The 22,651-nt window shown below is 68.2% G+C and carries 21 protein-coding genes and 1 tRNA gene; 10 read left to right on the top strand and 12 right to left on the bottom strand.

Translation table 11 applies throughout. The features are described from left to right. The first annotated feature begins 20 nt into the window (after positions 1–20). Both ruvA and ruvB read left to right on the top strand, forming a co-directional pair. Positions 21–590, top strand: coding sequence for a Holliday junction branch migration protein RuvA (ruvA, locus tag ACXRVZ_RS12630; RefSeq protein WP_457422298.1), 570 nt, complete (start codon positions 21–23; stop codon positions 588–590). Then, positions 587–1,645 carry a Holliday junction branch migration DNA helicase RuvB gene (gene ruvB / locus ACXRVZ_RS12625; RefSeq protein WP_457422296.1) on the top strand — a complete coding sequence of 353 codons (1,059 nt, stop codon included), beginning with the start codon at positions 587–589 and terminating at the stop codon, positions 1,643–1,645. Before ruvA ends, ruvB begins: the two co-directional genes overlap by 4 nt. A gap of 44 nt (positions 1,646–1,689) precedes the next feature. Here ruvB and ACXRVZ_RS12620 read toward each other — a convergent pair whose 3' ends face one another. The 8 genes from ACXRVZ_RS12620 to ACXRVZ_RS12585 all read right to left on the bottom strand — a co-directional run bounded on the left by ACXRVZ_RS12620 (position 1,690) and on the right by ACXRVZ_RS12585 (position 10,528). Next, positions 1,690–2,646 (bottom strand): porin, encoded by a 957-nt coding sequence (locus ACXRVZ_RS12620; RefSeq protein ID WP_457422294.1) that lies wholly within the window; start codon positions 2,644–2,646, stop codon positions 1,690–1,692. Positions 2,647–2,782: 136 nt separating this feature from the next. After that, a complete protein-coding gene (locus ACXRVZ_RS12615; protein ID WP_457422346.1) occupies positions 2,783–3,424 on the bottom strand; it encodes a histidine phosphatase family protein in 642 nt (213 codons plus the stop codon). Between the two features lie 2 nt (positions 3,425–3,426). Continuing rightward, positions 3,427–3,750, bottom strand: coding sequence for a DUF1840 domain-containing protein (locus ACXRVZ_RS12610; protein WP_457422292.1), 324 nt, complete (start codon positions 3,748–3,750; stop codon positions 3,427–3,429). Between the two features lie 31 nt (positions 3,751–3,781). After that, positions 3,782–5,920, bottom strand: a complete 2,139-nt coding sequence (locus ACXRVZ_RS12605; RefSeq protein ID WP_457422290.1) for a putative bifunctional diguanylate cyclase/phosphodiesterase — start codon at positions 5,918–5,920, stop codon at positions 3,782–3,784. Beyond that, positions 5,917–7,215 (bottom strand): HD-GYP domain-containing protein, encoded by a 1,299-nt coding sequence (locus tag ACXRVZ_RS12600; protein ID WP_457422288.1) that lies wholly within the window; start codon positions 7,213–7,215, stop codon positions 5,917–5,919. Before ACXRVZ_RS12600 ends, ACXRVZ_RS12605 begins: the two co-directional genes overlap by 4 nt. A gap of 283 nt (positions 7,216–7,498) precedes the next feature. Further along, on the bottom strand, positions 7,499–8,857 hold the full coding sequence (locus ACXRVZ_RS12595) for a GH1 family beta-glucosidase (protein WP_457422286.1): 1,359 nt from the start codon (positions 8,855–8,857) through the stop codon (positions 7,499–7,501). A 272-nt stretch (positions 8,858–9,129) separates the two neighbouring features. Beyond that, a complete protein-coding gene (locus ACXRVZ_RS12590; protein ID WP_457422284.1) occupies positions 9,130–10,161 on the bottom strand; it encodes a LacI family DNA-binding transcriptional regulator in 1,032 nt (343 codons plus the stop codon). 13 nt (positions 10,162–10,174) lie between these two features. Further along, a complete protein-coding gene (locus ACXRVZ_RS12585) occupies positions 10,175–10,528 on the bottom strand; it encodes an HU family DNA-binding protein (protein ID WP_457422282.1) in 354 nt (117 codons plus the stop codon). 103 nt (positions 10,529–10,631) lie between these two features. On the opposite strand from ACXRVZ_RS12585, the gene ACXRVZ_RS12580 reads away from it, so the two are divergent. Further along, complete coding sequence (locus tag ACXRVZ_RS12580) at positions 10,632–12,674, top strand: putative bifunctional diguanylate cyclase/phosphodiesterase (protein ID WP_457422280.1); 2,043 nt, start codon at positions 10,632–10,634, stop codon at positions 12,672–12,674. Between the two features lie 162 nt (positions 12,675–12,836). Here the strand turns inward: ACXRVZ_RS12580 and ACXRVZ_RS12575 are convergent. The 3 genes from ACXRVZ_RS12575 to ACXRVZ_RS12565 form a co-directional block, all read right to left on the bottom strand. After that, positions 12,837–12,921: transfer RNA gene (locus ACXRVZ_RS12575), tRNA-Leu, on the bottom strand. A 30-nt stretch (positions 12,922–12,951) separates the two neighbouring features. Next, the gene (gene amaB, locus ACXRVZ_RS12570; protein WP_457422278.1) at positions 12,952–14,472 is read right to left on the bottom strand and encodes an L-piperidine-6-carboxylate dehydrogenase; all 1,521 of its coding nucleotides are present in this window, start codon (positions 14,470–14,472) and stop codon (positions 12,952–12,954) included. 5 nt (positions 14,473–14,477) lie between these two features. Further along, complete coding sequence (locus ACXRVZ_RS12565; protein WP_457422276.1) at positions 14,478–15,572, bottom strand: saccharopine dehydrogenase NADP-binding domain-containing protein; 1,095 nt, start codon at positions 15,570–15,572, stop codon at positions 14,478–14,480. Positions 15,573–15,693: 121 nt separating this feature from the next. Between ACXRVZ_RS12565 and ACXRVZ_RS12560 the strand changes: the two genes are divergently transcribed. Then, positions 15,694–16,158, top strand: a complete 465-nt coding sequence (locus tag ACXRVZ_RS12560; RefSeq protein ID WP_457422274.1) for an Lrp/AsnC family transcriptional regulator — start codon at positions 15,694–15,696, stop codon at positions 16,156–16,158. Between the two features lie 13 nt (positions 16,159–16,171). Then, entirely contained in the window at positions 16,172–16,744 is a 573-nt protein-coding gene (locus tag ACXRVZ_RS12555) for an NnrU family protein (protein WP_457422272.1), read from the top strand. A gap of 1 nt (position 16,745) precedes the next feature. Here ACXRVZ_RS12555 and ACXRVZ_RS12550 read toward each other — a convergent pair whose 3' ends face one another. Next, positions 16,746–18,527 carry a hypothetical protein gene (locus ACXRVZ_RS12550; RefSeq protein WP_457422270.1) on the bottom strand — a complete coding sequence of 594 codons (1,782 nt, stop codon included), beginning with the start codon at positions 18,525–18,527 and terminating at the stop codon, positions 16,746–16,748. A gap of 248 nt (positions 18,528–18,775) precedes the next feature. Here ACXRVZ_RS12550 and ACXRVZ_RS12545 point away from each other — a divergent pair, with 248 nt between their 5' ends. The 5 genes from ACXRVZ_RS12545 (at position 18,776) to ACXRVZ_RS12525 (ending at position 22,650) form a co-directional block, all read left to right on the top strand. Continuing rightward, complete coding sequence (locus tag ACXRVZ_RS12545; protein ID WP_457422268.1) at positions 18,776–21,019, top strand: C1 family peptidase; 2,244 nt, start codon at positions 18,776–18,778, stop codon at positions 21,017–21,019. 87 nt (positions 21,020–21,106) lie between these two features. Continuing rightward, positions 21,107–21,517, top strand: a complete 411-nt coding sequence (locus tag ACXRVZ_RS12540; protein ID WP_457422266.1) for an SRPBCC family protein — start codon at positions 21,107–21,109, stop codon at positions 21,515–21,517. 26 nt (positions 21,518–21,543) lie between these two features. Then, on the top strand, positions 21,544–21,966 hold the full coding sequence (locus tag ACXRVZ_RS12535; RefSeq protein WP_457422264.1) for a DUF6970 domain-containing protein: 423 nt from the start codon (positions 21,544–21,546) through the stop codon (positions 21,964–21,966). Positions 21,967–21,980: 14 nt separating this feature from the next. Further along, positions 21,981–22,184 (top strand): hypothetical protein, encoded by a 204-nt coding sequence (locus tag ACXRVZ_RS12530; RefSeq protein ID WP_457422262.1) that lies wholly within the window; start codon positions 21,981–21,983, stop codon positions 22,182–22,184. Between the two features lie 31 nt (positions 22,185–22,215). Then, the gene (locus tag ACXRVZ_RS12525; protein WP_457422260.1) at positions 22,216–22,650 is read left to right on the top strand and encodes a VOC family protein; all 435 of its coding nucleotides are present in this window, start codon (positions 22,216–22,218) and stop codon (positions 22,648–22,650) included. The last annotated feature ends 1 nt before the right edge of the window (position 22,651 follow it).

Genomic DNA, 22,651 nt, shown 5'->3' with positions numbered 1-22,651 from the left:
CGGACCCAGATAATGGGCTCATGATTGGAAGACTCAGCGGCGTCATCGCCGAGAAATCGCCCCCGCAGGTCGTCATCGACGTGGCCGGCGTGGGCTACGAGGTGGACGTGCCGATGAGCACCTTCTACAACCTCGGCGGCCTGGGCGAGCGAGCCGTGCTGCTGACCCACCTGACCGTGCGCGAGGACGCGCACCAGCTGTTCGGCTTCCTCACGCACGAGGAACGTGCCACCTTCCGCATGCTCATCAAGATCAGCGGCGTCGGGCCGAAGATGGCGCTGGGCCTGTTGTCCGGCCTGTCCGTGCCCGAACTCGCTCAGGCCGTGACCCGCCAGGAGGCCGGCCGGCTGACCAAGGTGCCGGGCATAGGCAAGAAAACGGCCGAGCGGCTGCTGCTGGAACTCAAGGGCAAGCTGGGTGCCGACCTTGCGCTGCCGGCAACGGTGGCCAACGACGCCCAGGCGGACATCCTGCAGGCCCTGGTCGCGCTGGGCTACAGCGAGAAGGACGCCGCCGCCGCGCTCAAGGTGCTGCCGCCTGACGTCGGCGTCAGCGACGGCATCAAGCTCGCGCTGAAGAAGCTCTCATGAGCATCCAGACCGACGACTTCGCCCCGGCGCCGCGGCTGATCAGCGCCGCGCCCGAGTCCAGCCGCGAGGAGGCGATGGAGCGCGCGCTGCGGCCCAAGCATCTGGACGAGTACGTGGGCCAGGTCAAGGCGCGAGAGCAGCTGGAAATCTTCATTGGTGCGGCCAAGAAGCGCCGCGAGGCGCTGGACCACGTGCTGCTGTTCGGCCCGCCCGGTCTGGGCAAGACGACGCTGTCCCACATCATCGCGGCCGAACTGGGCGTGAACTTGCGCCAGACCTCCGGCCCGGTGCTGGAGAAGCCCAAGGACCTGGCCGCCATCCTGACCAACCTCGAGAAGAACGACGTCCTCTTCATCGACGAGATCCACCGCCTCAGCCCGGTCGTCGAGGAGATCCTTTACCCGGCGCTGGAGGACTACCAGATCGACATCATGATCGGCGAGGGCCCGGCGGCGCGTTCGATCAAGCTGGATCTGCAGCCCTTCACGCTGGTCGGCGCCACGACGCGCGCCGGCATGCTGACCAATCCACTTCGTGACCGTTTCGGCATCGTCGCGCGACTGGAGTTCTACACGCCGGCTGAACTGCAGCGCATCGTCACCCGCTCCGCCGGCCTGCTGAATGCACCCATAGACGCCGATGGCGCGCTGGAGATCGCCCGCCGCTCACGCGGCACGCCTCGCATCGCCAACCGACTGCTGCGCCGTGTGCGCGACTATGCCGAGGTCAAGGCCGACGGACGCATCGTCGCCGGCATTGCTGACAAGGCGTTGGCGATGCTGGACGTCGATTCGCAAGGCTTCGACCTGATGGACCGCAAGCTGCTGGAAGCCGTCGTGCACCGCTTCGACGGCGGGCCGGTCGGCCTGGAGAACGTCGCCGCCGCCATTGGCGAAGAGGCCGGCACCATCGAGGACGTCATCGAGCCCTATCTGATCCAGCAGGGGTTCTTGCAGCGCACGCCGCGCGGCCGCATTGCGACGGTGGCCGCGTACCGCCACCTGGGCGTCACCCCGCCAAGCAACAAGGCCTCGACCGATCTGTTCGGGGAATAAGAAAAGCGCCCCTCGGGGCGCTTTTCTGTTCTGGTCCGACTGGATCAGAAGTTGTGGCGGATGCCCACGGCCAGCGAGTCGAAGTCGCCTGCCTTGTTGGCCAGCTTCTGGTCGATGCTGGTGTAGAAGCCGTAGACCTTGGTGCGCTTGCTCAGGTTGTAGTTGTAGCCCAGCGTCCATTGCGAACCACCGGCGTTCTTGAACGTGCCGTCGCCGCCCGACTTGGTGCCGCCGACGTTGACGTGGAACTCGGAAGCGCCCGAGGTGTACATGGCCGACACGCGAGCGATGTCACGCGAACGGAAGCCGCTGATTTCTTCGCGCTGGTAGTAGCCAGCCAGCAGGAAGGGGCCGAAGCCGTAGTCGGCTTCAACGGTGTAGTTCTTGCGCTTGGCGGCCGTGTCGGCCTGGGCGTAAGTGGCACCGATGTGCAGGCCGCCCGCTTCGTAGTTGCCCGACAGGTCGAACGCGCGTGCGTCGCCGGCAGCGCCTTCACCAGCGTGGGCGCTGGCGATGAAGCTGAAGCCGCCCATCGTCGGCGAGAAGTAGCCGACCTTGTTGGTGCGGAAGCCGAAGGCAAAGGACGAGAACAGCGCGTCCGAGGACGTGCCGGTGTCGTGGTTGTGGTTGCTGACGCGGTCAATCGTCGAGAAGTACGAATCAGGGAACCAGGATCCCAAGCGGACGGTACCGAACGAACCGATCAGTTCGACGTTGGCTTGACGGCTCCAGAACTGCGTGCCACCGGACGCTGCACCGGTGTCCGAATTCAGGCCGTGCTCCAGGTTGAAGCCGGCCTTCAGGCCACCGCCGAGATCTTCCGTACCACGCACGCCAAGACGGGAGCTGTTGTTCTCCATCACGGACTTGCGGTCCTGGTTGCCGACCTTCTGGCTTTCGACCGTGGTGTTCAGGCGCCCCCACAGGGTGACCGAGCTTTGTGCGAAAGCGGGAGCGGCCGAAATAGCGGCGAGCGCGGCAACGAGTGCGATTTTCTTCATCGTGGGCCTTTAAAAGGGGGGTTGGGGCGGGTTGACAGCCCGGCCAGGGAGGACAAGTAGAAACGAGTATAGGAGGGACCTTTGTCACAACCGACACGAGCGACGTGCCGATGCAACAGTCGGCCTAGGGGTCAGTTCAGGCGGCAATGTCGTCGGCGCTCAGACCGGCGAGGTGGCGGTCGTCGTTCCAGCCAACCAGCGTGAAGCCTTCGGGAGTGGCGAGCAGGCGGTTTATCGTCGCGTTGCCGAGCAGCCAGCTGCGCGGCGCGTCCAGCGCGGTTCGCGTCGCAGCGCGGTAGAGGCAGTCCAGCACGCCGCCGTGCGCGACCAGGGCGATGTTCTCGCCCGGGTGAGCCGCCACGACGCGGCGGGCGGCGGCCAGGCAGCGGGCGCTGAAGGTGTTGAGGCTTTCGCCACCGCCGACGTCGAAGTCCGGCTCGCGCCTGCGCCAGCGGGCGGAGTCTTCGGGGTGATTCTTCTCAATCTCGTCCCAGCTCAGGCCCTCGAAACGGCCAAAGGCACGCTCGCGCAGGCCGGCATCGACCCGCACGGCAAGCCCGTGGACGCTGGCCAGCGCTTCGGCGGTCTGGCGGGCGCGGCTGAGGTCGCTGGCGTAGACGGCGGCCAGCGACTCGTCGGACAAGGCTTGCGCGAGGCGCTGGGCCTGGGCAAGGCCGAGCGGGCTGAGAGGGATGTCGGTGTGGCCCTGGATGCGGGTCGCGCGGTTCCAGGTGGTCTCGCCATGGCGGATGACGATGAGCCGGGTGGCCTGCTCCAGCACTAGACGCCCCAGACGACGTCGGCGCCCTCGCGCTGGCTGCGCACCATCAGCTCGTGCAGCGGCCAGGCACGCTGGCGCAGAGACACGCCCTGGCGACGCGGCACGGGCTCGCTGGCCGTCTTGGCGGCGTCGACGGCGCGCTGGAATTGCGCATCGTCGTCGGCGACTCCCGCTTCCAACGCCTGGACCAGCCCGGGCAGGGCTGCGGCATCGAGGATGCCTTGCGGAGCCGGTTCGCGGCCCATCAGGCGCAGCACGGCGTCGCCGGACTCGCCCAGCATGACGACGTCGGCGCCGGCCTTGGATTTGAAGCGGTAGAGCATGGGCGCATTGTGGCGCGCCGCCGGCAAGTATTCAGCCGTGGCTCGCGAGACCCAGCCAGCCGGAGACGGCTGCGTCGACGACATGGCGGCGCGGTCGCACGCGCTGCTCGAACTCGTCGGGCGGCAGCGCGGGCGCGAAAAGATAGCCCTGGAACTCATGACACCCGGCCTGGGCAAGGAAATCACGCTGCGCTTCGGTCTCGACGCCCTCGGCGATGACCTGCAGGCCCAGGGCTCGGCCCATCTGCACGATGGCGTTGGCGATGCCGCAATCGCTGGCATCGCCCGGCAGGCCTTTCACAAAGCTGCGGTCGATCTTGAGGCGCTGGATGGGGAAGCGCTTGAGATAGCCCAGCGACGAATAGCCGGTGCCGAAGTCGTCGATGGACAGCGTCACACCCAGGGCGGCCAGCGCCTGCATGCGCTTGAGGCCTTCGTCGGCATCGCCCAGCAGCACGCCTTCGGTCAGCTCCAGCTCCAGCATGCTGGCCGGCAGCGCGGCGTCGCGCAGCGCGGCAGCGACGCTCTCGACGAAGTGCGCCTGCTGGAACTGCAGCGCCGACACGTTGACGGCCACCGGCATGCGCAGGCCGCGGCTGAGCCAGTGGGCAGCTTGATCGATGGCCTCGCGCAGCACCCAGTCGCCGATGGCGATGACGAAGCCGCTCTCCTCGGCCAGCGGGATGAACTCGGCCGGCGAGATGTCACCGCGCTGCGGGTCGCGCCAGCGGATCAGTGCCTCGGCGCCGATGACGCGGTCGCTGCCCAGCTCGACCTGCGGCTGGTAGTGCAGGCGGAAGCGCCCTTCGGCAAGCGCGCGGCGCATGTCGTGGTCCAGCCGCATGCGCGACAGCAGGTCGACCTCCTTGCGCGGCACATGGAAGCGGAAGCCCGCGCGGCCGCTTTCCTTGACCCAGTGCATGGCGCGCTCGGCGCTGGCCAGCAGCTCGTCGGGCGAGGCGCCGTCGCCGGGGTAGAGCGCGATGCCGCAGCTGGCGGTGACGGTGAAGCTGAGCGTGTCGAAGCTGAAGGGCTGGGCCAGCAATTGCTGCACGCGGCGCGCGGTGGCTTCGGCCTCGAACATCTGTGCGCCGTCGACGAGCAGCGCGAACTCGTCGCCGCCCAGGCGGGCCAACGTGTCATTGGTGCCGACGGCGGCGCGCAGGCGCTCGACGATCTCGCGCAGCACGCGGTCGCCATAGCTGTGGCCCAGCGTGTCGTTGATCTGCTTGAAGCGGTCCAGGTCGAGGTGCAGCAGCGCAAAGGCTGGCGTCGGCTCGCCAGCAGGCACGGCTGCCATCTGCTGCACGATGCGGTCGGCCAGCGCGCGGCGGTTGGGCGCGCCCGTCAGCGCGTCGGAGCGGCCGAGCTCCTCAATGCGCTGGTGGGCGGCGAGCTTCTCGCTGAGGTCGCGGAATGAAAAGACCCGCCCGATGGGCTCGCCGCGGCTCATCTGCGGCAGCGAGACCTGCTCCAGCACGCGGCCGTCGGCCAGGCGCAGCACGTCGCTGGAGCGCATCAGTGGCGCGTCCAGCAGGGCTTCGATGCGCAAGCGGTACTGCTCGCCGTCGCGCATGACGCGTTGCAGGCTCAGCCACAGGCCGGCGTCGCCAGGCTCATGCAGCAGGCCGCCGGGCAGGCCCCAGAGCTTGGCGAAGCGGCGGTTGAAGCTGCGCACGCGGCCGGACAGGTCGACGACGAGGATGCCATCGGCGGTGGACTCGAGCGTGGCGCGCAGCTCGGCCAGCAAGGTCTCGCGCTCGGCCTCGGCGCGGCGGCGGCGGGTCTGGTCGTGCAGCAGCACCAGCCAGTAGCGGTCGCCCTCGGGCGTGTGGATGGGGCTGATGCTGCGGCTGACCCAGCGCGGCTGGCCGTCGCTGTGGGTCAGCACGGTGTCGGAGCGGATGCGGGCGAAGGGGTCGCGGGCGGCCCCCTGCCAGAAGGCCTCGTCCTCCAGCGAGCCGCACAGCATGGCCGGCGCCTGGCCGAGCGCGCGTTCGGGCTTGAGGCCGAGCAGGCGCAGCGCTGCCCGGTTGACGACGCTGACGGTGAGGCTCTCGCCGTCGACCAGCCAGGCGGGTTCGGGCAGACCTTCGAGCAGCGCGCTGATCACGGACGGCGCCTCTGAGACGCGCGGCAGGGCCGGGTTCGCCTCGCCGCTGACGCTCACGCGGCTAGCTCCCCGGGCCCGGTGCTGACGGCGTCAAAAAAGTAGGCGATGCGCGCCCTGGGGCTGAGGTAGTCCAGCGAGTTGCGCGGCAGGAACTGGGGCTTCAAGCTGCGGCGGATACCGAGGTCGGGCATCTCTTCGAGATTGAGGATGAGGGCCTCTTCCTTGACGACCTTGACGTCATGGACCATGACGCGGGGCTTGAGCGGCCGGGCCGAATTGACGGACACGACCAGCGCGTAGCGGTCGTCGGTCAACTGCACGGTGGAACCCGGCGGGTAGACGCCCATCATGCGGATGAAGGCGTTCAGCATGGTCGCGTCGAAACGGTTGCGCCCCTGCGCGAACATCAGCGACAGCGCCTCGTGCGGCGTCATCGCCTTGGAGGTGATGAGCGGGTTGCACAGGCCATCAAAGCGATTCACCAGCGCGACGATGCGCGCGCCGGTGCTCATGCGGTCCATGTTGATGCGCTGCGGGAAGCCGCTGCCGTCGGCGTGCTCATGATGCTGGGCAATGATGAGCAGGGGCGCGGGCGACAGGCCCATGGTCTGGGCGATGGCCACGCCCTTGGCGACGTGCTGCTGGTAGGCCTGCGTCTCGGCGGCGGTGAAGCTTTCGTCGCGGTGGCGCAGGCGGGCGGCGACTTCGAGCTTGCCGACGTCGTGCAGCAGCGAGCCGACGCCCAGGTCCATCATCTCGTCGCGGCCCAGGCCGAAGGCGCGGCCCAGCAGCAGCGCGATGATGCAGACGTTGAGCGCATGCGCAGTGGAGCGGTCGCCCGCGGCTTCGTTCAGCAGCCGCATATTGAGATCACCCTCGACCAGCATCTTGTCGAGCAGTGCGGCCGTCAGGCTCTCGGCCTCGGCGCGGGCCTGGTGCGGGTCGGTCTGGACGTTCTCCATGACCATGCGGAAGCCGTCGGCGGCTTCACCGTACTGCTCCTCGCACAGGCGCAGCGCTTCGCGCTGGGCGGCGAGTGCGCGGCGGTGGGCCTCGCGAGCAAGTTCCTCGGGGCTGGGTGTGGTGGGCAAGGCGGCCGCGGCCATGTCCGACCCGCCGGCGGCGACTGCAACGACGTCGAGCGTGGGCTGAAGGGACAGGTCGCTCTTGGCGGGGCTCCAGCGCACCTGTGTCAGGCCGAGCCGGCGCAGGATCAACAGTTGATCGCTCGACGCGATCTTGAAGCTCGACAGCGGAAACGGATGCGACATCCAGCCCAGATCCAGGTGGATGAACATTCCCACGGTCAATTGGCTGACGTCGATCAGCGGATCGTTTGATCTATCCTGCATTCACTCAAACCCGCGACCGGGCATCCCTCGCCTTGACTCATGCTTCGGCACCGCTGCCGAGGAACATGAGCCAGCCTCCTGCTATACGTCAAATCGGCAGATCTGCGCCCCAGGCAATTCGGGAAAATTTCCACGGCGGGGCGCAATGCGGAGCTTAGCGCCTGAACGTGACCGAAATTCCGTGCCTTTGTCGGGGCAAACGCGGAGGAATGCATGACCTGGCGCCTGCGTGACACCCAAGAAGCGCGCCGGGGAGTGGGGGCCTGGCGCGACAGGCCCGCCGTCAGCGCCGCGCGCGGTGCTGGGCGATGAGGTCGCGATACCAGTGGGCGCTGTCCTTGGGCAGGCGCGCCAGCGTTTCATAGTCGACGTGGATGAGGCCGAAACGCTTGTCGTAGCCGGAGTTCCATTCGAAGTTGTCGAGCAGGCTCCAGTAGAAATAGCCACGCACGTCGGCGCCCAGGCTCATGGCCACGGACAGGGCCTGCAGATGCGCAGCGAAGTAGGCGATGCGCTCCTTGTCCGGCACGCTGCCGTCGACGACGCGGTCGGCATTCGCCATGCCGTTCTCGGTGATGTACATAGGCGGCGGGTTGTACTCGCGGGCCAGGCGCACCAGATGCTGGGCGAAGACCTCGGGCACGATCTCCCAGCCCATGTCGGTCACGCCGAGCTTGGCCGGCCCCTTGACGGTCTTGCCGTCGGCGCTGAACAGGCTGCGCGTGTAGAAGTTGATGCCGAGGAAATCCAGCGGCTGGCGGATGCGCTCCAGGTCGCTGGCTTCGACCTTGGGCGCGTCGGCGCCGACAAAGTCGATGGCGTCCTGCGGATAGGCGCCGCGGAAGATCGGGTCCATGTACCAGCGCACGTTCAGGCCGTCGTCGATGCGTGCGGCGCGGCGGTCGGCCTCGTTGGGCGTAGCGGGGAAAGACGGCGTGTGGTTGAGGACGATGCCGAGCTTGGTTTTCGTCTCGGCGCGCATCGCCTTGACCGCGTCGCCGTGCGACAGCATCAGGTGGTGAGCGACCTGCAGGCTCTCGGCGCGGCTCTTGTGGCCGGGCGCGAACTGGGCGGTTTCGTAGCCCAGCGTGGCCGTGCACCAGGGTTCGTTGTGGGTGGCAATGCTGGCCAGGCGGTCACCGAAGCGGCGAGCGGTCTCGGCAGCGTAGTCGGCAAAGCGGGCGACGACGTCGCGCGACAACCAGCCACCCAGGCCCTCATCCAGCGCCTGGGGCAGGTCCCAGTGATAGAGCGTGGCGTGGGGCTGCATGCCGGCCTGCAGCAGCTCGTCGATGAGGCGGTCGTAGAAGTCGAACCCAGCTTCGTTCCAGGCGCCCTGACCGGTGGCCTGCACGCGCGGCCAGGAGAGGCTGAAGCGGTAGCAGTCCAGGCCCAGGCTCTTCATCAGCGCCACGTCTTCGCAGTAGCGGTGGTAGTGGTCGCAGGCGACGTCGATGTTGGAGGCGTCGTTGATGCGGCCCGGCTGGCGGCAGAAGTGGTCCCAGATGGACGGGCCCTTGCCGTCTTCGGCACCGGCGCCCTCGATCTGCGCAGCGCTGGTGGCCACACCCCAGAGGAAGTCGGGCGGGAAGGACTGGGCCAGCGTGGCGAGATCGAGGCGGGCGGGATCGAAAAGATTCATGGTGCTGGAAGGCCGGGGGCAGCCGGTGCCGGGACGGGGATGGAGGTGACGTGAATCGGGGCGAACCGCAGCCCACCCAGGTCGAAACATCTGCAAAGCCGGTTCCGCGTTGGCGCGCGAGGCGCCGATGGATATCCAGCCAAAAGATCATCCCTGATCGCTGACAACGCTGTCAATACAAAATGACAGCGATGTCTTCGGCGTGTGATGACGGATTTCTCGACTTCGCGCGCCCGGAGCAGCCGCCCGCACGGCGGCGCTAAGGCGACCGGTCAGCGCGCCCGGGTGGAGTCGCGCACGATCAGTTCGTGCGCCAGCACCTTGTGCAGTTCGGCATCGTCGGCAGGAATGTCGGCCTTGTGGCCCGACACCAGCATCTCCACCGCGGTTCGCGCCATCTCGGCGACCGGCTGGCGCACGGTGGTCAGCGGCGGCCACACGAGAGCCGCAGTGGGCGAATCGTCGAAGCCCACCACCGACAGCTCGTTGGGCACGTTCAGGCCCAGGCGATGCGCGGCGGCGAGCACGCCCAGGGCCATGTCGTCATTGCTGGCGAACACGGCCGTCGGGCGCTGGCGGCCGCTGAGCAGCTTGTGGGCAGCATCGCGGCCGCTGGCAAAGGTGAAGTTGCCACGCTGGATCAGCTCGGGATCGGGCTCGAGGTCATGCGTACGCAGCGCATTCGCAAAGCCCTCGTAGCGCGCCGCACTGGCCGACTGGTCGGGCGGGCCCTTGATGAAGGCGATGCGCTGGTGGCCGAGGCTGAGCAGCAGGTTGGTGATCTCCTCGGCCGCGTGGACGTCGTCCATGCGCACCGAGGGCACACCGCGGATGTCGCGCTCCGGGGACATCAGCACGCAAGGCGTGCCGCTCTCGCGCAGCGCGGCGAGCACCTCGGGGTTGTCGCACAGCGGCGGCGTCAGGATCATGCCGTCGGGCCGCAGCGCCATGACCATGCGGTCGATCTGCTGGCGCAGGTCGGGCGCGTCGTTGTGAAGTGACTCGACAACGAGGTGGTAGCCCAGCTCGCGGCAGCGCAGCGTGGCGCCCTGCTGGACGCTGCCGACGAAGATCGCGCTGGGGTCGTAATAGAGCAGGCCGATCAGAAAGGACCGACCGCCTGCGAGGCTGCGAGCCGACTGTTTGGGTCGGTAGCGCAGCGCCTCCACCACCTTGAGCACCGTGTCCCGGGTGCTCTCGTGCACGCCGGGCTCATGGTTGAGCACGCGGGACACGGTCTTGATCGACACGCCCGCTTCACGGGCAACGTCGACGATGGTGGGAGTACCGCTGCGCGCGCTCACGAAAAGCGCCTGCTTACTTCTTCTTGGCTTTGGCAGCCGGCTTGGCAGCGGCCTTGGCTGCTGGCTTCGCAGCAGCCTTCTTCGCAGCAGCCTTGGGATCGACGGCAGCCTTGAAGCCAGCACCAGCGGTGAACTTGGGCAGCTTGGCGGCGGCGATCTTGATCTTGGCGCCGGTGCTGGGGTTCACGCCGTTGCGGGCGGCACGGGCGTGCTGCTTGAAGGAACCGAAGCCCGGGATCGACACGGCGCCACCCTTCTTGACGGTGGTGACGACGGCGTCCAGCAGCGTCTCGAGGATGCGGCCGGCTTCGGCCTTGCTCAGCTCGTGCTTGGCGGCCAGGTGTTCGATCAGATCGGTCTTGTTCATGCGGGGGGTCTCGTTCAAAACGCGCCCGAACGGCTCGGGCGGGCGGGATTGTGGCGCATACAGTCGGGCCAGATCCCAGTGTTCATCGCCAATGCCGCCGCCCGTGCACTTTGCCTCGCTTCTGGACGCCTTGCCGCAACAGGTCTGGAAGGCCGACGCGCAAGGCCGCTTGCTGTGGATGAACGCACGCCTGGCGGAGGCGCTGAACCGCCCCGCCCTGCCCACACCGCTGGCCAGCTTCCTGCACGACGACGACCGTGCCGCCTTTGCGCAGGCTTGGGGCAAGGCCCAGGCGACAGGCCGCTTCGAGATGGAATACCGCCTCGGTCGCGCCTGGGTGCTGGCCCAGGCCCAGCGCATGCCGGACTCGCCGCTGTGGCTGGGCACGCACACCGACATCGCGGCACGTCGCGCGGCCGAGAACCGGCTCAACGAGGCCGATGCCACCTGGAAGCTGGCGCTTGAGTCCAGCGGCGACGGCGTCTGGGACTGGCATGTGCAGGTCGGCACCGAATATTTCTCGGACCGCTATCTGCGCCTCTATGGCTTCGAGCCCGGCGACGTGGAGGCGACGCCCGAGGCCTTCGATGCGCGCACTCATCCGGACGACCTGGCGCAGATGGCCCGCGACCGTGAGGACCACTTCGCCGGCCGCACGCTCGTCTACCGCAACGAGCACCGCGTGCTGGCCAAGGACGGCACGTGGAAGTGGGTGCTGAGCCGCGGCATGGTCATCGCCCGGGATGCCGCCGGCCAACCGCTGCGCATGGTGGGCACGCACACCGACATCACCGACCGCAAGCGCCAGGAGGCGCTGGTCTGGCAGCAGGCGCGCATCGACACGCTGACCGGCCTGCCGAATCGCCGCTCGCTGCGCGAACGCATCGAGCGCGCACTGGCCCATCGCGCCATGCGCGGCGAGGAGCTGGCCGTCATGTTCGTGGACCTGGACCACTTCAAGGAGGTCAACGACTCGCTGGGCCATGACGTGGGCGACGCGCTGCTGGTGCAGGTGGCCGGGCGGCTGCAAGGCTGCTTGCCGGCGGGCAGTGCGAGTTCGAGCGTGGTCGCGCGCATGGGGGGCGACGAGTTCACCGTGCTGCTGGCGGCGGCCCAGGCCGCACCCGAGGCGGAGCGTGTCGGCCATGCCCTGCTGGAAGCCTTGTCCGAGGCCTTTGAGGTGGCCGGTGAGCGGGTCTACGTGTCGGCCAGCATCGGCGTCTGCCTCGCGCCACGCGACGGGCTGGAGATCGAGGCCTTGTTCAAGCATGCCGACCTCGCCTTGTATGAAGCCAAGGGCGCCGGCCGCAACCGCATGGCCATGTTCACACCGGCCCTGCACGACGCCGCGCAGCGCCGCACCCGCCTGGCCGCCGAGTTGCGTGAGGCGCTGCGGCTAGGGCAGTTCAGCCTGGTCTACCAGCCCATCCTGTCGCTGCAGGACCCGGCCGCGCCGCCACGCAAGGCCGAGGCGCTGCTGCGCTGGAAGCACCCGCAGCTGGGCGATGTCAGCCCCGCGCAGTTCATCCCGATTGCCGAGACCACCGGCCTCATCGTCGACATCGGCGACTGGGTCTTCCGCACGGCCGCAGCGCAGGCACTGGCCTGGCGCACGGCGGGGCGCGAGGGCTTCCAGATCAGCATCAACAAGTCGCCGGTGCAGTTCCTCGGCGAGCGCAGCCACCGCGAGCAGCCGGACTGGGCCGCCTACCTGCACGACATGGGCCTGAGCGGCGACGCGCTGGCGGTGGAGATCACCGAAGGCCTGCTGCTGGAGCGCGACGAGGCGGTGGCCGAGCGGCTGCGGGCCTTGCGCGACGCCGGGCTGACGATCTCGCTGGACGACTTCGGCACCGGCTATTCATCGCTGAGCTATCTGCAGCACCACGAGATCGACACCGTGAAGATAGACCGCAGCTTTGTTGCCGGGCTGGAGGGCGGCGGCAAGGCGCTGGCGCTGTGCCGGGCCATCGTGACGATGGCGCGTGAGCTGGGGATGGAAGTGGTGGCCGAAGGCGTGGAGACCGAGGCGCAGATGCTTGCTTTGAAGCAGATGGGGTGTGATTGGGGACAGGGGTGGTGGTTTGGGAAGGGTGTGCCGGCGGGCGAGTTTGAGGAGCGGTGGTTTTCCGGGCCGACTCGCTGAAGCGCCCATTTAGGGCGCATCAGCGGGGACTCGGTCACGTCCCGCGACCCCGGCTTGAAGCGCAGCTTCAAGCCTTTCTCGTCCTCCCGCGATGTCCACTGGACATCGCTTCCTGAGCCCCAAACGCAAAAGGCCAGCACTTTCGTGCTGGCCTTTCTTGTTTGGTGCCCAGGAGAGGACTCGAACCTCCACGGAGTTACCCGCTAGTACCTGAAACTAGTGCGTCTACCAATTCCGCCACCTGGGCTTTCAGGAGCCGCAGACTATAGCCCAGAAATCACAGGTCGAATTTGACGCCCTGGGCCAAAGGCAGCTCGCTGGAGTAATTCACGGTGTTCGTCGTGCGGCGCATATAGGCCCGCCATGCGTCCGAACCGCTCTCGCGGCCGCCGCCGGTTTCCTTCTCGCCGCCGAACGCACCGCCGATCTCCGCGCCGGACGTGCCGATGTTGACGTTGGCGATGCCGCAGTCGCTGCCGGCCGCGCTCATGAAGGCTTCAGCCTCGCGCAGGTCGGTCGTGAAGATGGCCGACGACAGGCCTTGCGGCACGCCGTTCTGCAGCGCGATGGCTTCTTCCAGCGTCGAGTACTTCAGCGTGTAAAGGATGGGCGCGAAGGTCTCGTGGCAGACGACCTCGGTCTGGGACGGCATGCGCACCAGCGCGGGCACGGCGTAGTAGGCCTCGGGGAAGCGGTCGCTCAACGCGCGCTCGCCGCCCGACACTTGGCCGCCCTGCTCGCGTGCGGCGCTCAGCGCGAACTGCATCGCGTCGAAGGCTTGCGCGTCGATCAGCGGGCCGATCAAGGTGCCCTGCTCCACCGGCGAGCCGATGGGCAGCTGCGCACGGGCGCGGTCCAGGCGGTCGACCAGCGCGTCATGGATGCTCTCGTGGACGATGACGCGGCGCGTCGTCGTGCAGCGCTGGCCGGCCGTGCCGTAGGCGCCGAACAGGATGCCGCGCACGGCCAGGTCGAGGTCGGCGCTGGGCGTGACGATGATGGCGTTGTTGCCACCCAGCTCCAGCAGCGAACGGCCGAAGCGCGCCGCGACGCGCGGGCCGACGGCGCGACCCATGCGGGTCGAGCCGGTCGCGGAGACGAGCGCCACACGGGTGTCGTCGACCATCGCTTCGCCCACATCGGCGCGGCCGATGACCAGCTCGGACAGACCGTCAGGCGCGGCATTGCCCGCAGCGCGATAGGCCTTCAGCGCGCGCTCGAACAGGGCTTGCGTGGCCAGCGCGGTCAGCGGCGTCTTCTCGGACGGCTTCCACACGCAGGCATCGCCGCAGACCAGCGCCAGCGCCGAGTTCCAGGCCCACACGGCGACGGGGAAGTTGAAGGCCGAGATGATGCCGACGACGCCCAGCGGCAGCCACTGCTCCATCATGCGATGGCCGGGGCGCTCGCTGGCGATGGTCAGGCCGTGCAGCTGGCGCGACAGGCCGACGGCGAACTCGCAGATGTCGATCATTTCCTGGACTTCGCCCAGGCCTTCGCTGGTCACCTTGCCGGCTTCGATCGAGACGAGCTGGGCCAGTTGGGATTTGTGCGCGCGCAGCTCTTCGCCGAACAGGCGAACCAGCTCGCCACGCTTGGGCGCCGGCACCACGCGCCAGGCCTTGAAGGCCTCGTGCGCGCGGCCCACGGCGGCCTTCATCTCGGCCGTGCTGGCGGTGGGTAGCTGCGTGAGCACGCTGCCGTCGATGGGCGAGCGCACGGTCAGGTCGCCAGCGCCGGGCAGATGGACGCCGAGGGCGTCGAGAACGGAGAGGGTTTGTTGCTTCATGGTCGGCATTCTGCTCAGGAGATGGATTCCACCTGGCGCGACTGTTGATACGCCGAGCCGAAGCGATTGGCAAGGAAGTCCGGCAGCGCGACCTCTTCCTGGCGCACGAAGCCCCTCTGCGGCAGTCGGCCTTCACGGAACAGGTCGACGGCAGCACAGATGCCCGCGGCTGTCGTGATCTGGATGGCAGAGAGCGGCTGTGCGCCGTCCCGCGTGGCGAAGATCTTGCGCGCGAACACCTCCTGGAGCAGCACGCCGTTCTTCATGCCCGACACGGTGACGAAGACCAGCACCACGTCCTGCATCGTCGCCGGCATGCTCTTGCGCATGATGTCCTTCAGGTTGCCCTGGTCGCTCTTCAAGCCCAGGTCGCCGAGCAGGAACTGCATCAGGTCGCGGTGGCCGGGGTAGCGCACGGTCTTGTAGTCGAGGTTGCGCACCTTGCCCGCCCAGGTCTCGCACAGCGTGCCCAGGCCGCCGGAGGTGTTGAAGGCCTCGTACTCGGTGCCGTCCAGGCTGAAGTGCTCCAGGCCCTCCAGCGGCAGCGCGGCGATGGTTTCGCCCTCGTGGATGGCCTCGCAGGGGTGGCAGTACTCGTTGATGAGGCCGTCGACCGACCAGGTCAGGTTGTACTTCAGCGCATTGGTCGGGAAGGCGGGCAGCGCGCCGACGCGCATCTGCACGTCGCGCACCGAGTCGAAGCCGCTGGCCAGGTGGTGGGCGACGATGCCGATGAAGCCCGGCGCCAGGCCGCACTGGGGCATGAAGGCGGTCTTGGCGCCCTTGGCCATGTCCTTGATGGCCTTGGTGGCGGCCACGTCCTCCGTCAGGTCGAAGTAGTGGCAGCCGCACTCCAGCGCCAGCTCGGCGGCGGTGATGGCCAGGTGGTAGGGCAGCGCATTGACGACGGCGTCCTTGCCGCGCAGTTGGGCGGCCAACGCGGCGCGGTTGTCGCTGTCGACTTCCGCCGTGGCGATGCCCTCGGCGGCCAGCGTCTTCAGGTAGCCGGGGTTCTTGTCGAGCACAGTGACCTGGTAGTCGCCGGTGGCGTGCAGCAGGCGGGCGATGGTCTGGCCGATGTGGCCGGCGCCGAGCAGGGCGATCTTCATGTGGGACTCCAGGCGATGTGTTGCGTTGGGCCGCACTCTAGGCAGGGTCGCTGACGAAAGAAAGCGATGTTTCGACGAAAGCAATTGCTGATTCGTCGAATCGTCGCGATGATTCGCCGTTATGGATGAAACGCGGGCAAACACCGCCCCCAACGCCGACGATCTCGACCGCCGCCTCATCCTGCTGCTGCAGGCCAACGCGCGCGAAAGCACGGCCACGCTGGCGCGCAAGCTGGGCGTGGCGCGCACCACCGTGGTCGCGCGGCTGGCGCGGCTGGAGGCCAGCGGGCGCATCGTCGGCTACACGGCGCGGCTGGGTGGGGATGAGGCGGGGCGCAGCGTGCAGGCGTTCGTCGGCATCACCGTCAGCCCCAAGGCCGGGCGCGAGGTCGTCAAGCGGCTAACAGAACTGCCGGAGCTGCGCCAGCTCGCCTCCGTCAGTGGTGAGTTCGATTACATGGCGCTACTGCGCGCCGACACTACGGCCCGGCTCGACGCGCTGCTCGACGAAATCGGCGACATCGACGGCGTGCTGCGCACGAACAGCTCAGTCGTCCTGGCCCTGCGCGTTGACCGACAAACCTGAACGGGAGATTTCGATGATCTGGCTCGCCCTCGGCCTCACCCTTTTCCTCGGCATCCACCTGATCCGCGCGCTCGCGCCACAGTGGCGCGATGCGCAGATCGCCCGCCTGGGCGACAAGGGCTGGAAGGGCCTTTACACGCTCGTGTCGCTCATCGGCTTCGGGCTGATCCTGTGGGGCTTCTCGCAGGCGCGGTTCACCACCGTCGCGCTGTGGCCGCCCATCCGCGGCATGAATCACCTCGCCGCAGCGCTGGTCCTCATCGCCATGATCCTGATGGCCGCCGCCTACGTGCCGCGCAACCACTTCAAGGCCAAGCTTCAGCACCCGATGACCTTGTCGGTCAAGGTCTGGGCCTTCGCCCACCTGCTGGCCAACAACACGCTGGCGGACGTGATGCTGTTCGGCAGCTTCCTCGTATGGGCCATCCTCGTCTTCCGCGCGGCGCGGCGCCGGCCTGCGCCGGTTCTTCCTGCACCGACGGCGGCCGGCACGGCGGCCACGGTTGTCGCCGGCGTCGCGCTGTGGGCGGTCTTCGCGTTCTGGCTGCACGCGGCCTGGCTGGGCGTTTCGCCCTTGGGGCGCTGAGTCAGTCGCCGAACAGCGAGAACGGTGAGCTGACGAAGAGCCGGATCGCCGACTTGGCGGCAATGTCGTCCTTGCCCGAACTGCTGTGCAGCAACGAGACGCCGGCGGTCAGCGACTTCTTCTCGACGTCACCGATCAGGTAGATCGGCAGCTCATAGGACTTCACGTTCGTGCGCCGGTCGTAGGTGAATGACGGCGAGAGCGCCGCGCCTCCGGCCTTGAAGCGCACGTTGTAGCTCAGCTCCCAGCCGGCGCGCTGCTCGGGCGGCTGGAAATACGCATTCACGCAGGCCGCCGAGGTCTGGCCTGTGGGGACGAGCGGGCAACGCGTGAGCTTGGTGACGCCGTCCGCATAGCTGGTCTCGACCTTGTAGTTGACGCCGAGCTGGTGCAGCAGCGTTGCCTTGGTGTTGGCGTAGATGACCTGCCCGCCCAGCGACCAGGGCTTGGACCGCTTCTTCATCGTCTGCGTAATGTCATCCGCGCTCCGGTAGCTGTGCGCCGCGTAGCCGAGGCTGGCCTGCACGCCGAATTGATAGAGGTAGGGCAGCAGGCGCCCCTCCTTCAGCAGACGCGGCAGGAAACGGTAGGCCAAGGTCGCGGTGGCCCCCGACGTGACCCCGTCACCGCTGTCGTACAGCGCCGTGGAGCTGCCTTCGCCCACCGGGGCGGTCAGGATCAGCGAGAAGTCCTTCGTCGGGTTGCTGACGAAGCGGTCCAGGTCCACGCGGATCGAAGCCTCGCCGCCCTTCTTGCCGGCGGACAGCCTGATCGCCTCGCCGCCGAACAGGCTGCTCACATCGGGGTTGCTGTCGATGAGCTTGAGGAAGGCGAGCGCGTCGTCCTTCTGGTTGTCAGGCGCCCGCAACACGGCCGGCTCGATGGTGAAGGCGGCCAGCTTGGTCTCGGAGAACGCACGCTTCGAATCCGACTTGCGCTGGGCCATGTCATCGGCCAGCGCCAAGCCGCGCTCGACGCGCAACTTCACCTCGGGGTCGTCTTCGGGGCAAGGCGGCGTCTGCGCCTTGCACTTGGCCAGCGCCAGCCCGTCTGCCGCGAGCTGGTTGGCAATGGTCTGCACGTGCTGCGACGCGTCGTACACGTCCAGCGACCGCTCCCGCGAACGTTGCGCCGCCTGCAGGACCTTGGCCGTCTCGGCCGTCGGGTGCTTGTCGTACTCCGCCAGTGCACGGCCGACGGCCTTGTCGCCCGTCTCGAAGGCCTTCTCCGCGTCCTTCTTCAACTGCGTGGCGCTGCCTTGCGCCGTCTGGGCCGCCGCGATGACGGAGGCTGCCTTGTCGCCCGATGCGCCGGCGCGCGCCACGTCCGACGCCAGCGTTTCCGTGCGCTCGCAAGCCGCTGCCTTGTCTTCGGGCTTCTCGTCCGTGCGGCAATGCTCGAAGGCGATCGCCGCCTGGCGCAGCAGCCCACGCGCCACGTCCAGCCGGTCCTCGTGCATGGTCTTGAGCGCACAGTCCGCGCCCTCCTGCTGCTGGGCCCGCTGAGCGGCCCGCGTCATCTTGGCAAAGTCAACGTCATTCGCGACATCCGCCGCGAGCAGGTCGTCATCGGCCGCCTTGCGCCCTGCCTTGGCCCGGTCGCAATTGGCTGCATGTTGGCTTCCCTGTTCCAGCAGGGTGCGCACGCGCTGCTGCAGCTTGCCGAGTTCCGCCCGCGCAAGGTCGGGGCTGACGGCCTGCGCCGGCAGGCACACGGCCAGCCCCAGCGAGACCGAAAGCCCCCAGCCGACGACGCAGCGCAGCGATTGCTTGACATCACACATCTCGAACTCCTCCCGTGAATCGCGGGTGCAGCCTCGCGCCGGGCCGAGGTCCTGTCACCCGCAGAAGTATTTAGGTTTCGCCCCGATACGCTACTCAAACCCGCGCAGCAGCGACGGCCGGATGGGGCGGCTCATCGGCCGGCTTGTACCCGCCAGCGGCGTCCTTCAACATGGGGATCAATCGGGCCAACCTGCTTGTCCCGGCGCCAGTCGGCGGGCCATGATCCGCCGATCAGCAGGAGACCCCCATGGCCACCAAGACCAAGAAGCCCGCCGCAGCGAAGACCACAGCGAAGAAGGCCACGGCCAACGCCGTCCCCGCTCCCAAGCTCGACGCCCGCCCCGACCGGCTGGACCTGCGCGACCTCGTCTACCGCGCGCCGCTGCGCTCGCTGCCGGCCCGCTGGCCGCAGGACGCCGACCTGAAGAAGCTGCTGCCGGCCTACGTCAAGTCCGGCCGCATCCTCAACCAGGGCAACGAGGGCGCCTGCACCGGCTTCGGCCTGGCCTGCGTGACCAACTACCTCTACTGGCTGCGCCACCTCGACGCGCCGCGCGTCAAGCTGCCCGACGCCGTCAGCCCGCGCATGTTCTACGAGCTGGCCAAGCTGTATGACGAATGGCCGGGCCAGGACTACGAGGGCTCGTCCTGCCGCGGTGCGCTCAAGGGCTGGCACAAGCACGGCGTCTGCTCGTCCACGCTCTGGCCCTACCCGCTGGACGCCAACGGCGGCGGCGTCTTCCAGCGCCCCTCGGCCGGCTGGGACGAGGATGCGACGCGGCGACCGCTCGGCGTCTACTACCGCGTCGACAAGAAGAGCGTCGTCGACATGCAGGCAGCCATCTACGAGATCGGCGCCGTCTACGTGTCGGGCGACGTGCATGACGGCTGGACCCTGGACGAGTCGCCCATGCCGGCCAGCCACGACAAGCTGCCGCGCATTGCGCGCATGACGAGCAAGACCGGCGGCCATGCCTTCGCACTGGTCGGCTTCAACGAGCGCGGCTTCGTCGTGCAGAACAGCTGGGGCACCGGCTGGGGCGCCAGCGGCTTCGCGGTGCTGCCGTATGAAGACTGGGTCACCAACGGCACCGACGCTTGGGCCGTGGCCCTGGGCGTGCCGCAGGACCTGTCTGACATGCTGTCGCGCCAGCCGGTGGCCGCCAAGGCTGGCAAGCCTGGCAGGGGGGCCGCGCAGGCGGTCGGTGGCTTTCGCGTCATGGCCGGCCGCGGCCTCAGCGATGTCGCCGCCACGCTGTGCGTGGGCGATAACCCGCAGGACGACCCCTGGCCCTTCAACCACCCGTTCGAGCACAAGCCCTACCAGCCGCTGCGCACCGACGAGGCCTACACGCACACGCTGGTCTCGGGCAACAACGGCCAGTTGATGTCCACGGACTTCACCCGCGCCCGCGATGACCGCGTGGGCCTGGCGCGCGAGCTGGTAGTGGAGCGCCCGCTGGCCTGGTGCAAGGGCCGCAAGGACAAGGTCGTCAAGCTCGCCCTCTACGCCCACGGCGGCCTGAACTCCGAGATCGGTTCCGTCCAGCGCATCCGTGTGATGGCGCCCTACTTTCTGGCCAACGGCATCTACCCGCTGTTCTTCACCTGGAAGACCGGCCCGGGCGAGACGCTGATGGACATGGTCGAGGACCTCGCCCACCGCGTCATCGACGGCGACCGCAGCGAAGGCTGGCTGGACCGACTGCGCGAGGCGGTGGCCGAGGCCAAGGACCGCGCCATCGAGGCCGTGGGCCGCCAGTTCGCCCGCGGCATCTGGAGCGAGATGCGCGAGAACGCCGCAGGCGGCGAGACGGCCGACCATGTGCTGGACCTCACCGCCCGCCTGCTGCGCGAGCTGCGCGACTCGCTGGCCAAGAACGGCAAGACGCTGGAGGTCCACCTCGTCGGCCACTCGGCCGGCTCCATCCTGCTGGGCCACCTGCTGGGTCGCCTTAGCGGGCCCGACACGGTGCAGGCCGCCAGCTGCGAGCTGTACGCAGCCGCCTGCTCCAGCGCCTTCGCCGTGCAGCACTACGGCGCCGCCAGCCAAGCCGGCGCGCTGTCGCTCAAGGACCTGCGCCTGCATGTGCTGACCGACAGCAACGAGCGCGCCGACGGCCTGCCCAATGCCGAGCACGACATCTACGGCAAGTCCCTGCTCTACCTCGTGTCGCGTGCGCTGGACGACATCCGCAAGCAGCCGTTGCTGGGCATGGAGCGCGCGCTGGTGGCGAGCGACCCGCTGTGGGCCGGCGACCAATGGGCCGACGGCCAGGCCCGCCAGGACATCGCGGCTTGGCGCAAGTTGTGGCCTGCGGGCGACCTGCTGCACAAGGTCACGGCGCCCACAGTGCGTACCACCAAGACCGGCAAGCAGATCGCCGCCAGCCACGGCAGCTTCGACAACAACATCGACGTGCTGACGGGCACGCTGGAGCGCATCCGCGGTGGTGCACTCGTCGCGCCGATGGAGTGGCTGGATTACTGAGCCTGGATTCGGCGATGGAGATGTCCGATTCCGGCCAGCATACGCCGCCGCGCTGGTCAGAATGAACACTCCACTCGGGAGACGGCCATGGCCTCCATCCACCGCGAAATCCTCGTCGACGTCTCCGCCGCCACCCTCTGGGATGCGATGCGCGACCCCGGCGCCCTGCACACCCGCCTCGCGCCGGCCTTCATCACCGAATGCACGATGGATGGCGACGAAGCCCGCCAGCTCCGCTTCGCCAACGGAATGACGGCACGCGAACTCATCATCGACATCAACGACGACACCCGCCGCATCGCCTGGTCGGCCGTTGGCGGACGGCTCACTCACCACAACGCATCAACGCAGATCTTTGATGAGGGCGGCTCGCGCTGCCGCGTGGTCTGGATCGCCGATCTGCTGCCCCACGCGCTGGCGCCGGCCGTCGCCGCCATGATCGACGCGGGCCTGCAGGCGATGAAGGCCCATGCCGAGCAGGTGGCAGCCGGCCACTGACGTCGGCATACTGCGCGGCCATGCGCATGCCCAAGTTCACTCCGAATGCCCGCTGGTACGCCGGCATTGCCGTCGGCGTCAGCGTCACCCTGGCGTTGGCCGCTGCGGCCTGCAGCGCCGTCGAGTTCGGCGAGCCGGCGCCCTTGTCCACGGCCGCGCCCAACGCCGCCGTCCGCGAGCGCATCCGCGCCTTCGAGGCCGATGCCCGGCCGCGCGTGCAAGACGTGACGTCCTTCGTGGGCCCGGATGACCGGCCGGTCTATCTCTTCACGCCGATGTGCTGCGACCAGTTCAATCCGCTCTACGACGCCGAGGGCCGCTTCATCTGCTCGCCCTCCGGCGGCTTTGGCGGCGCGGGCGACGGCAAGTGCCCGGCATGGGTGCGCGGCCTCGGCAGAAAGCCGCGCTTCCCCAAGCCCCCGGGCGAACAGCCTCAGCCGCCGCGCTGACCGGAACAGCGTCGATGGACACCTCCACCCTGCTCTGGGGACTTCTGTTCGGCTCCATCGGCGCAGGCTTCTTCATCTACGGCAAGAAGCAGCGCGCCTGGGTGCCGCTGTGCTGCGGCCTGGCGCTGATGGTGTTCCCCTACTTCATTGCCAACGTCTGGTTGCTGGTGGGCATGGGCGTCCTGCTCTGCGGCATTCCCTATTTCTACCGGCCCTGACGCGGGCAGCGGCAACCGTGAAAATGCGCGCATGAAATACCTTCACACCATGGTCCGCGTCGAAGATCTCGATGCGTCAATGCGCTTTTACCGCGACGCCCTCGGCCTGCACGAGGTCAAGCGCTCCGAGCACGCGGGCGGCCGCTTCACGCTGGTCTACCTGGCCGCGCCCGGGGATGATGACGCGCAAGTCGAGCTGACCTACAACTGGCCCGATGCCGACGGCAAGGCCGAGGCCTACACCGGTGGCCGCAACTTCGGCCACCTGGCCTATGCGGTGGACGACATCTATGCCGCCTGCCAGAAGCTGATGGACCACGGCGTCCTCATCAACCGTCCGCCGCGCGACGGCCGCATGGCCTTCGTGCGCTCACCGGACGGCATCTCCATCGAGCTGCTGCAGCACGGCCCGGCCCTGGCACCGGCCGAGCCCTGGGCGTCCATGCCCAACACCGGCAGTTGGTGAT

The organism is Roseateles sp. P5_E8, from assembly GCF_054177665.1.
The sequence above is the reverse complement of the archived record's forward strand: the minus strand, read 5'-3'. Positions and strand labels throughout refer to the sequence as shown.

Bases quoted from the DNA above. Each gene is read 5' to 3' on its own strand.
- ACXRVZ_RS12525 (WP_457422260.1), top strand. From the start codon at position 22,216: ATGAAATACCTTCACACCATGGTCCGCGTCGAAGATCTCGATGCGTCA.
- ruvA (WP_457422298.1), top strand. From the start codon at position 21: ATGATTGGAAGACTCAGCGGCGTCATCGCCGAGAAATCGCCCCCGCAG.
- ACXRVZ_RS12585 (WP_457422282.1), bottom strand. From the start codon at position 10,528: ATGAACAAGACCGATCTGATCGAACACCTGGCCGCCAAGCACGAGCTG.
- ACXRVZ_RS12550 (WP_457422270.1), bottom strand. From the start codon at position 18,527: ATGTGTGATGTCAAGCAATCGCTGCGCTGCGTCGTCGGCTGGGGGCTT.
- ACXRVZ_RS12595 (WP_457422286.1), bottom strand. From the start codon at position 8,857: ATGAATCTTTTCGATCCCGCCCGCCTCGATCTCGCCACGCTGGCCCAG.
- ACXRVZ_RS12555 (WP_457422272.1), top strand. From the start codon at position 16,172: ATGATCTGGCTCGCCCTCGGCCTCACCCTTTTCCTCGGCATCCACCTG.
- ACXRVZ_RS12620 (WP_457422294.1), bottom strand. From the start codon at position 2,646: ATGAAGAAAATCGCACTCGTTGCCGCGCTCGCCGCTATTTCGGCCGCT.
- amaB (WP_457422278.1), bottom strand. From the start codon at position 14,472: ATGCCGACCATGAAGCAACAAACCCTCTCCGTTCTCGACGCCCTCGGC.
- ACXRVZ_RS12565 (WP_457422276.1), bottom strand. From the start codon at position 15,572: ATGAAGATCGCCCTGCTCGGCGCCGGCCACATCGGCCAGACCATCGCC.
- ACXRVZ_RS12540 (WP_457422266.1), top strand. From the start codon at position 21,107: ATGGCCTCCATCCACCGCGAAATCCTCGTCGACGTCTCCGCCGCCACC.
- ACXRVZ_RS12535 (WP_457422264.1), top strand. From the start codon at position 21,544: ATGCCCAAGTTCACTCCGAATGCCCGCTGGTACGCCGGCATTGCCGTC.
- ACXRVZ_RS12560 (WP_457422274.1), top strand. From the start codon at position 15,694: ATGGATGAAACGCGGGCAAACACCGCCCCCAACGCCGACGATCTCGAC.
- ACXRVZ_RS12545 (WP_457422268.1), top strand. From the start codon at position 18,776: ATGGCCACCAAGACCAAGAAGCCCGCCGCAGCGAAGACCACAGCGAAG.
- ACXRVZ_RS12610 (WP_457422292.1), bottom strand. From the start codon at position 3,750: ATGCTCTACCGCTTCAAATCCAAGGCCGGCGCCGACGTCGTCATGCTG.
- ACXRVZ_RS12530 (WP_457422262.1), top strand. From the start codon at position 21,981: ATGGACACCTCCACCCTGCTCTGGGGACTTCTGTTCGGCTCCATCGGC.
- ACXRVZ_RS12600 (WP_457422288.1), bottom strand. From the start codon at position 7,215: ATGCAGGATAGATCAAACGATCCGCTGATCGACGTCAGCCAATTGACC.
- ruvB (WP_457422296.1), top strand. From the start codon at position 587: ATGAGCATCCAGACCGACGACTTCGCCCCGGCGCCGCGGCTGATCAGC.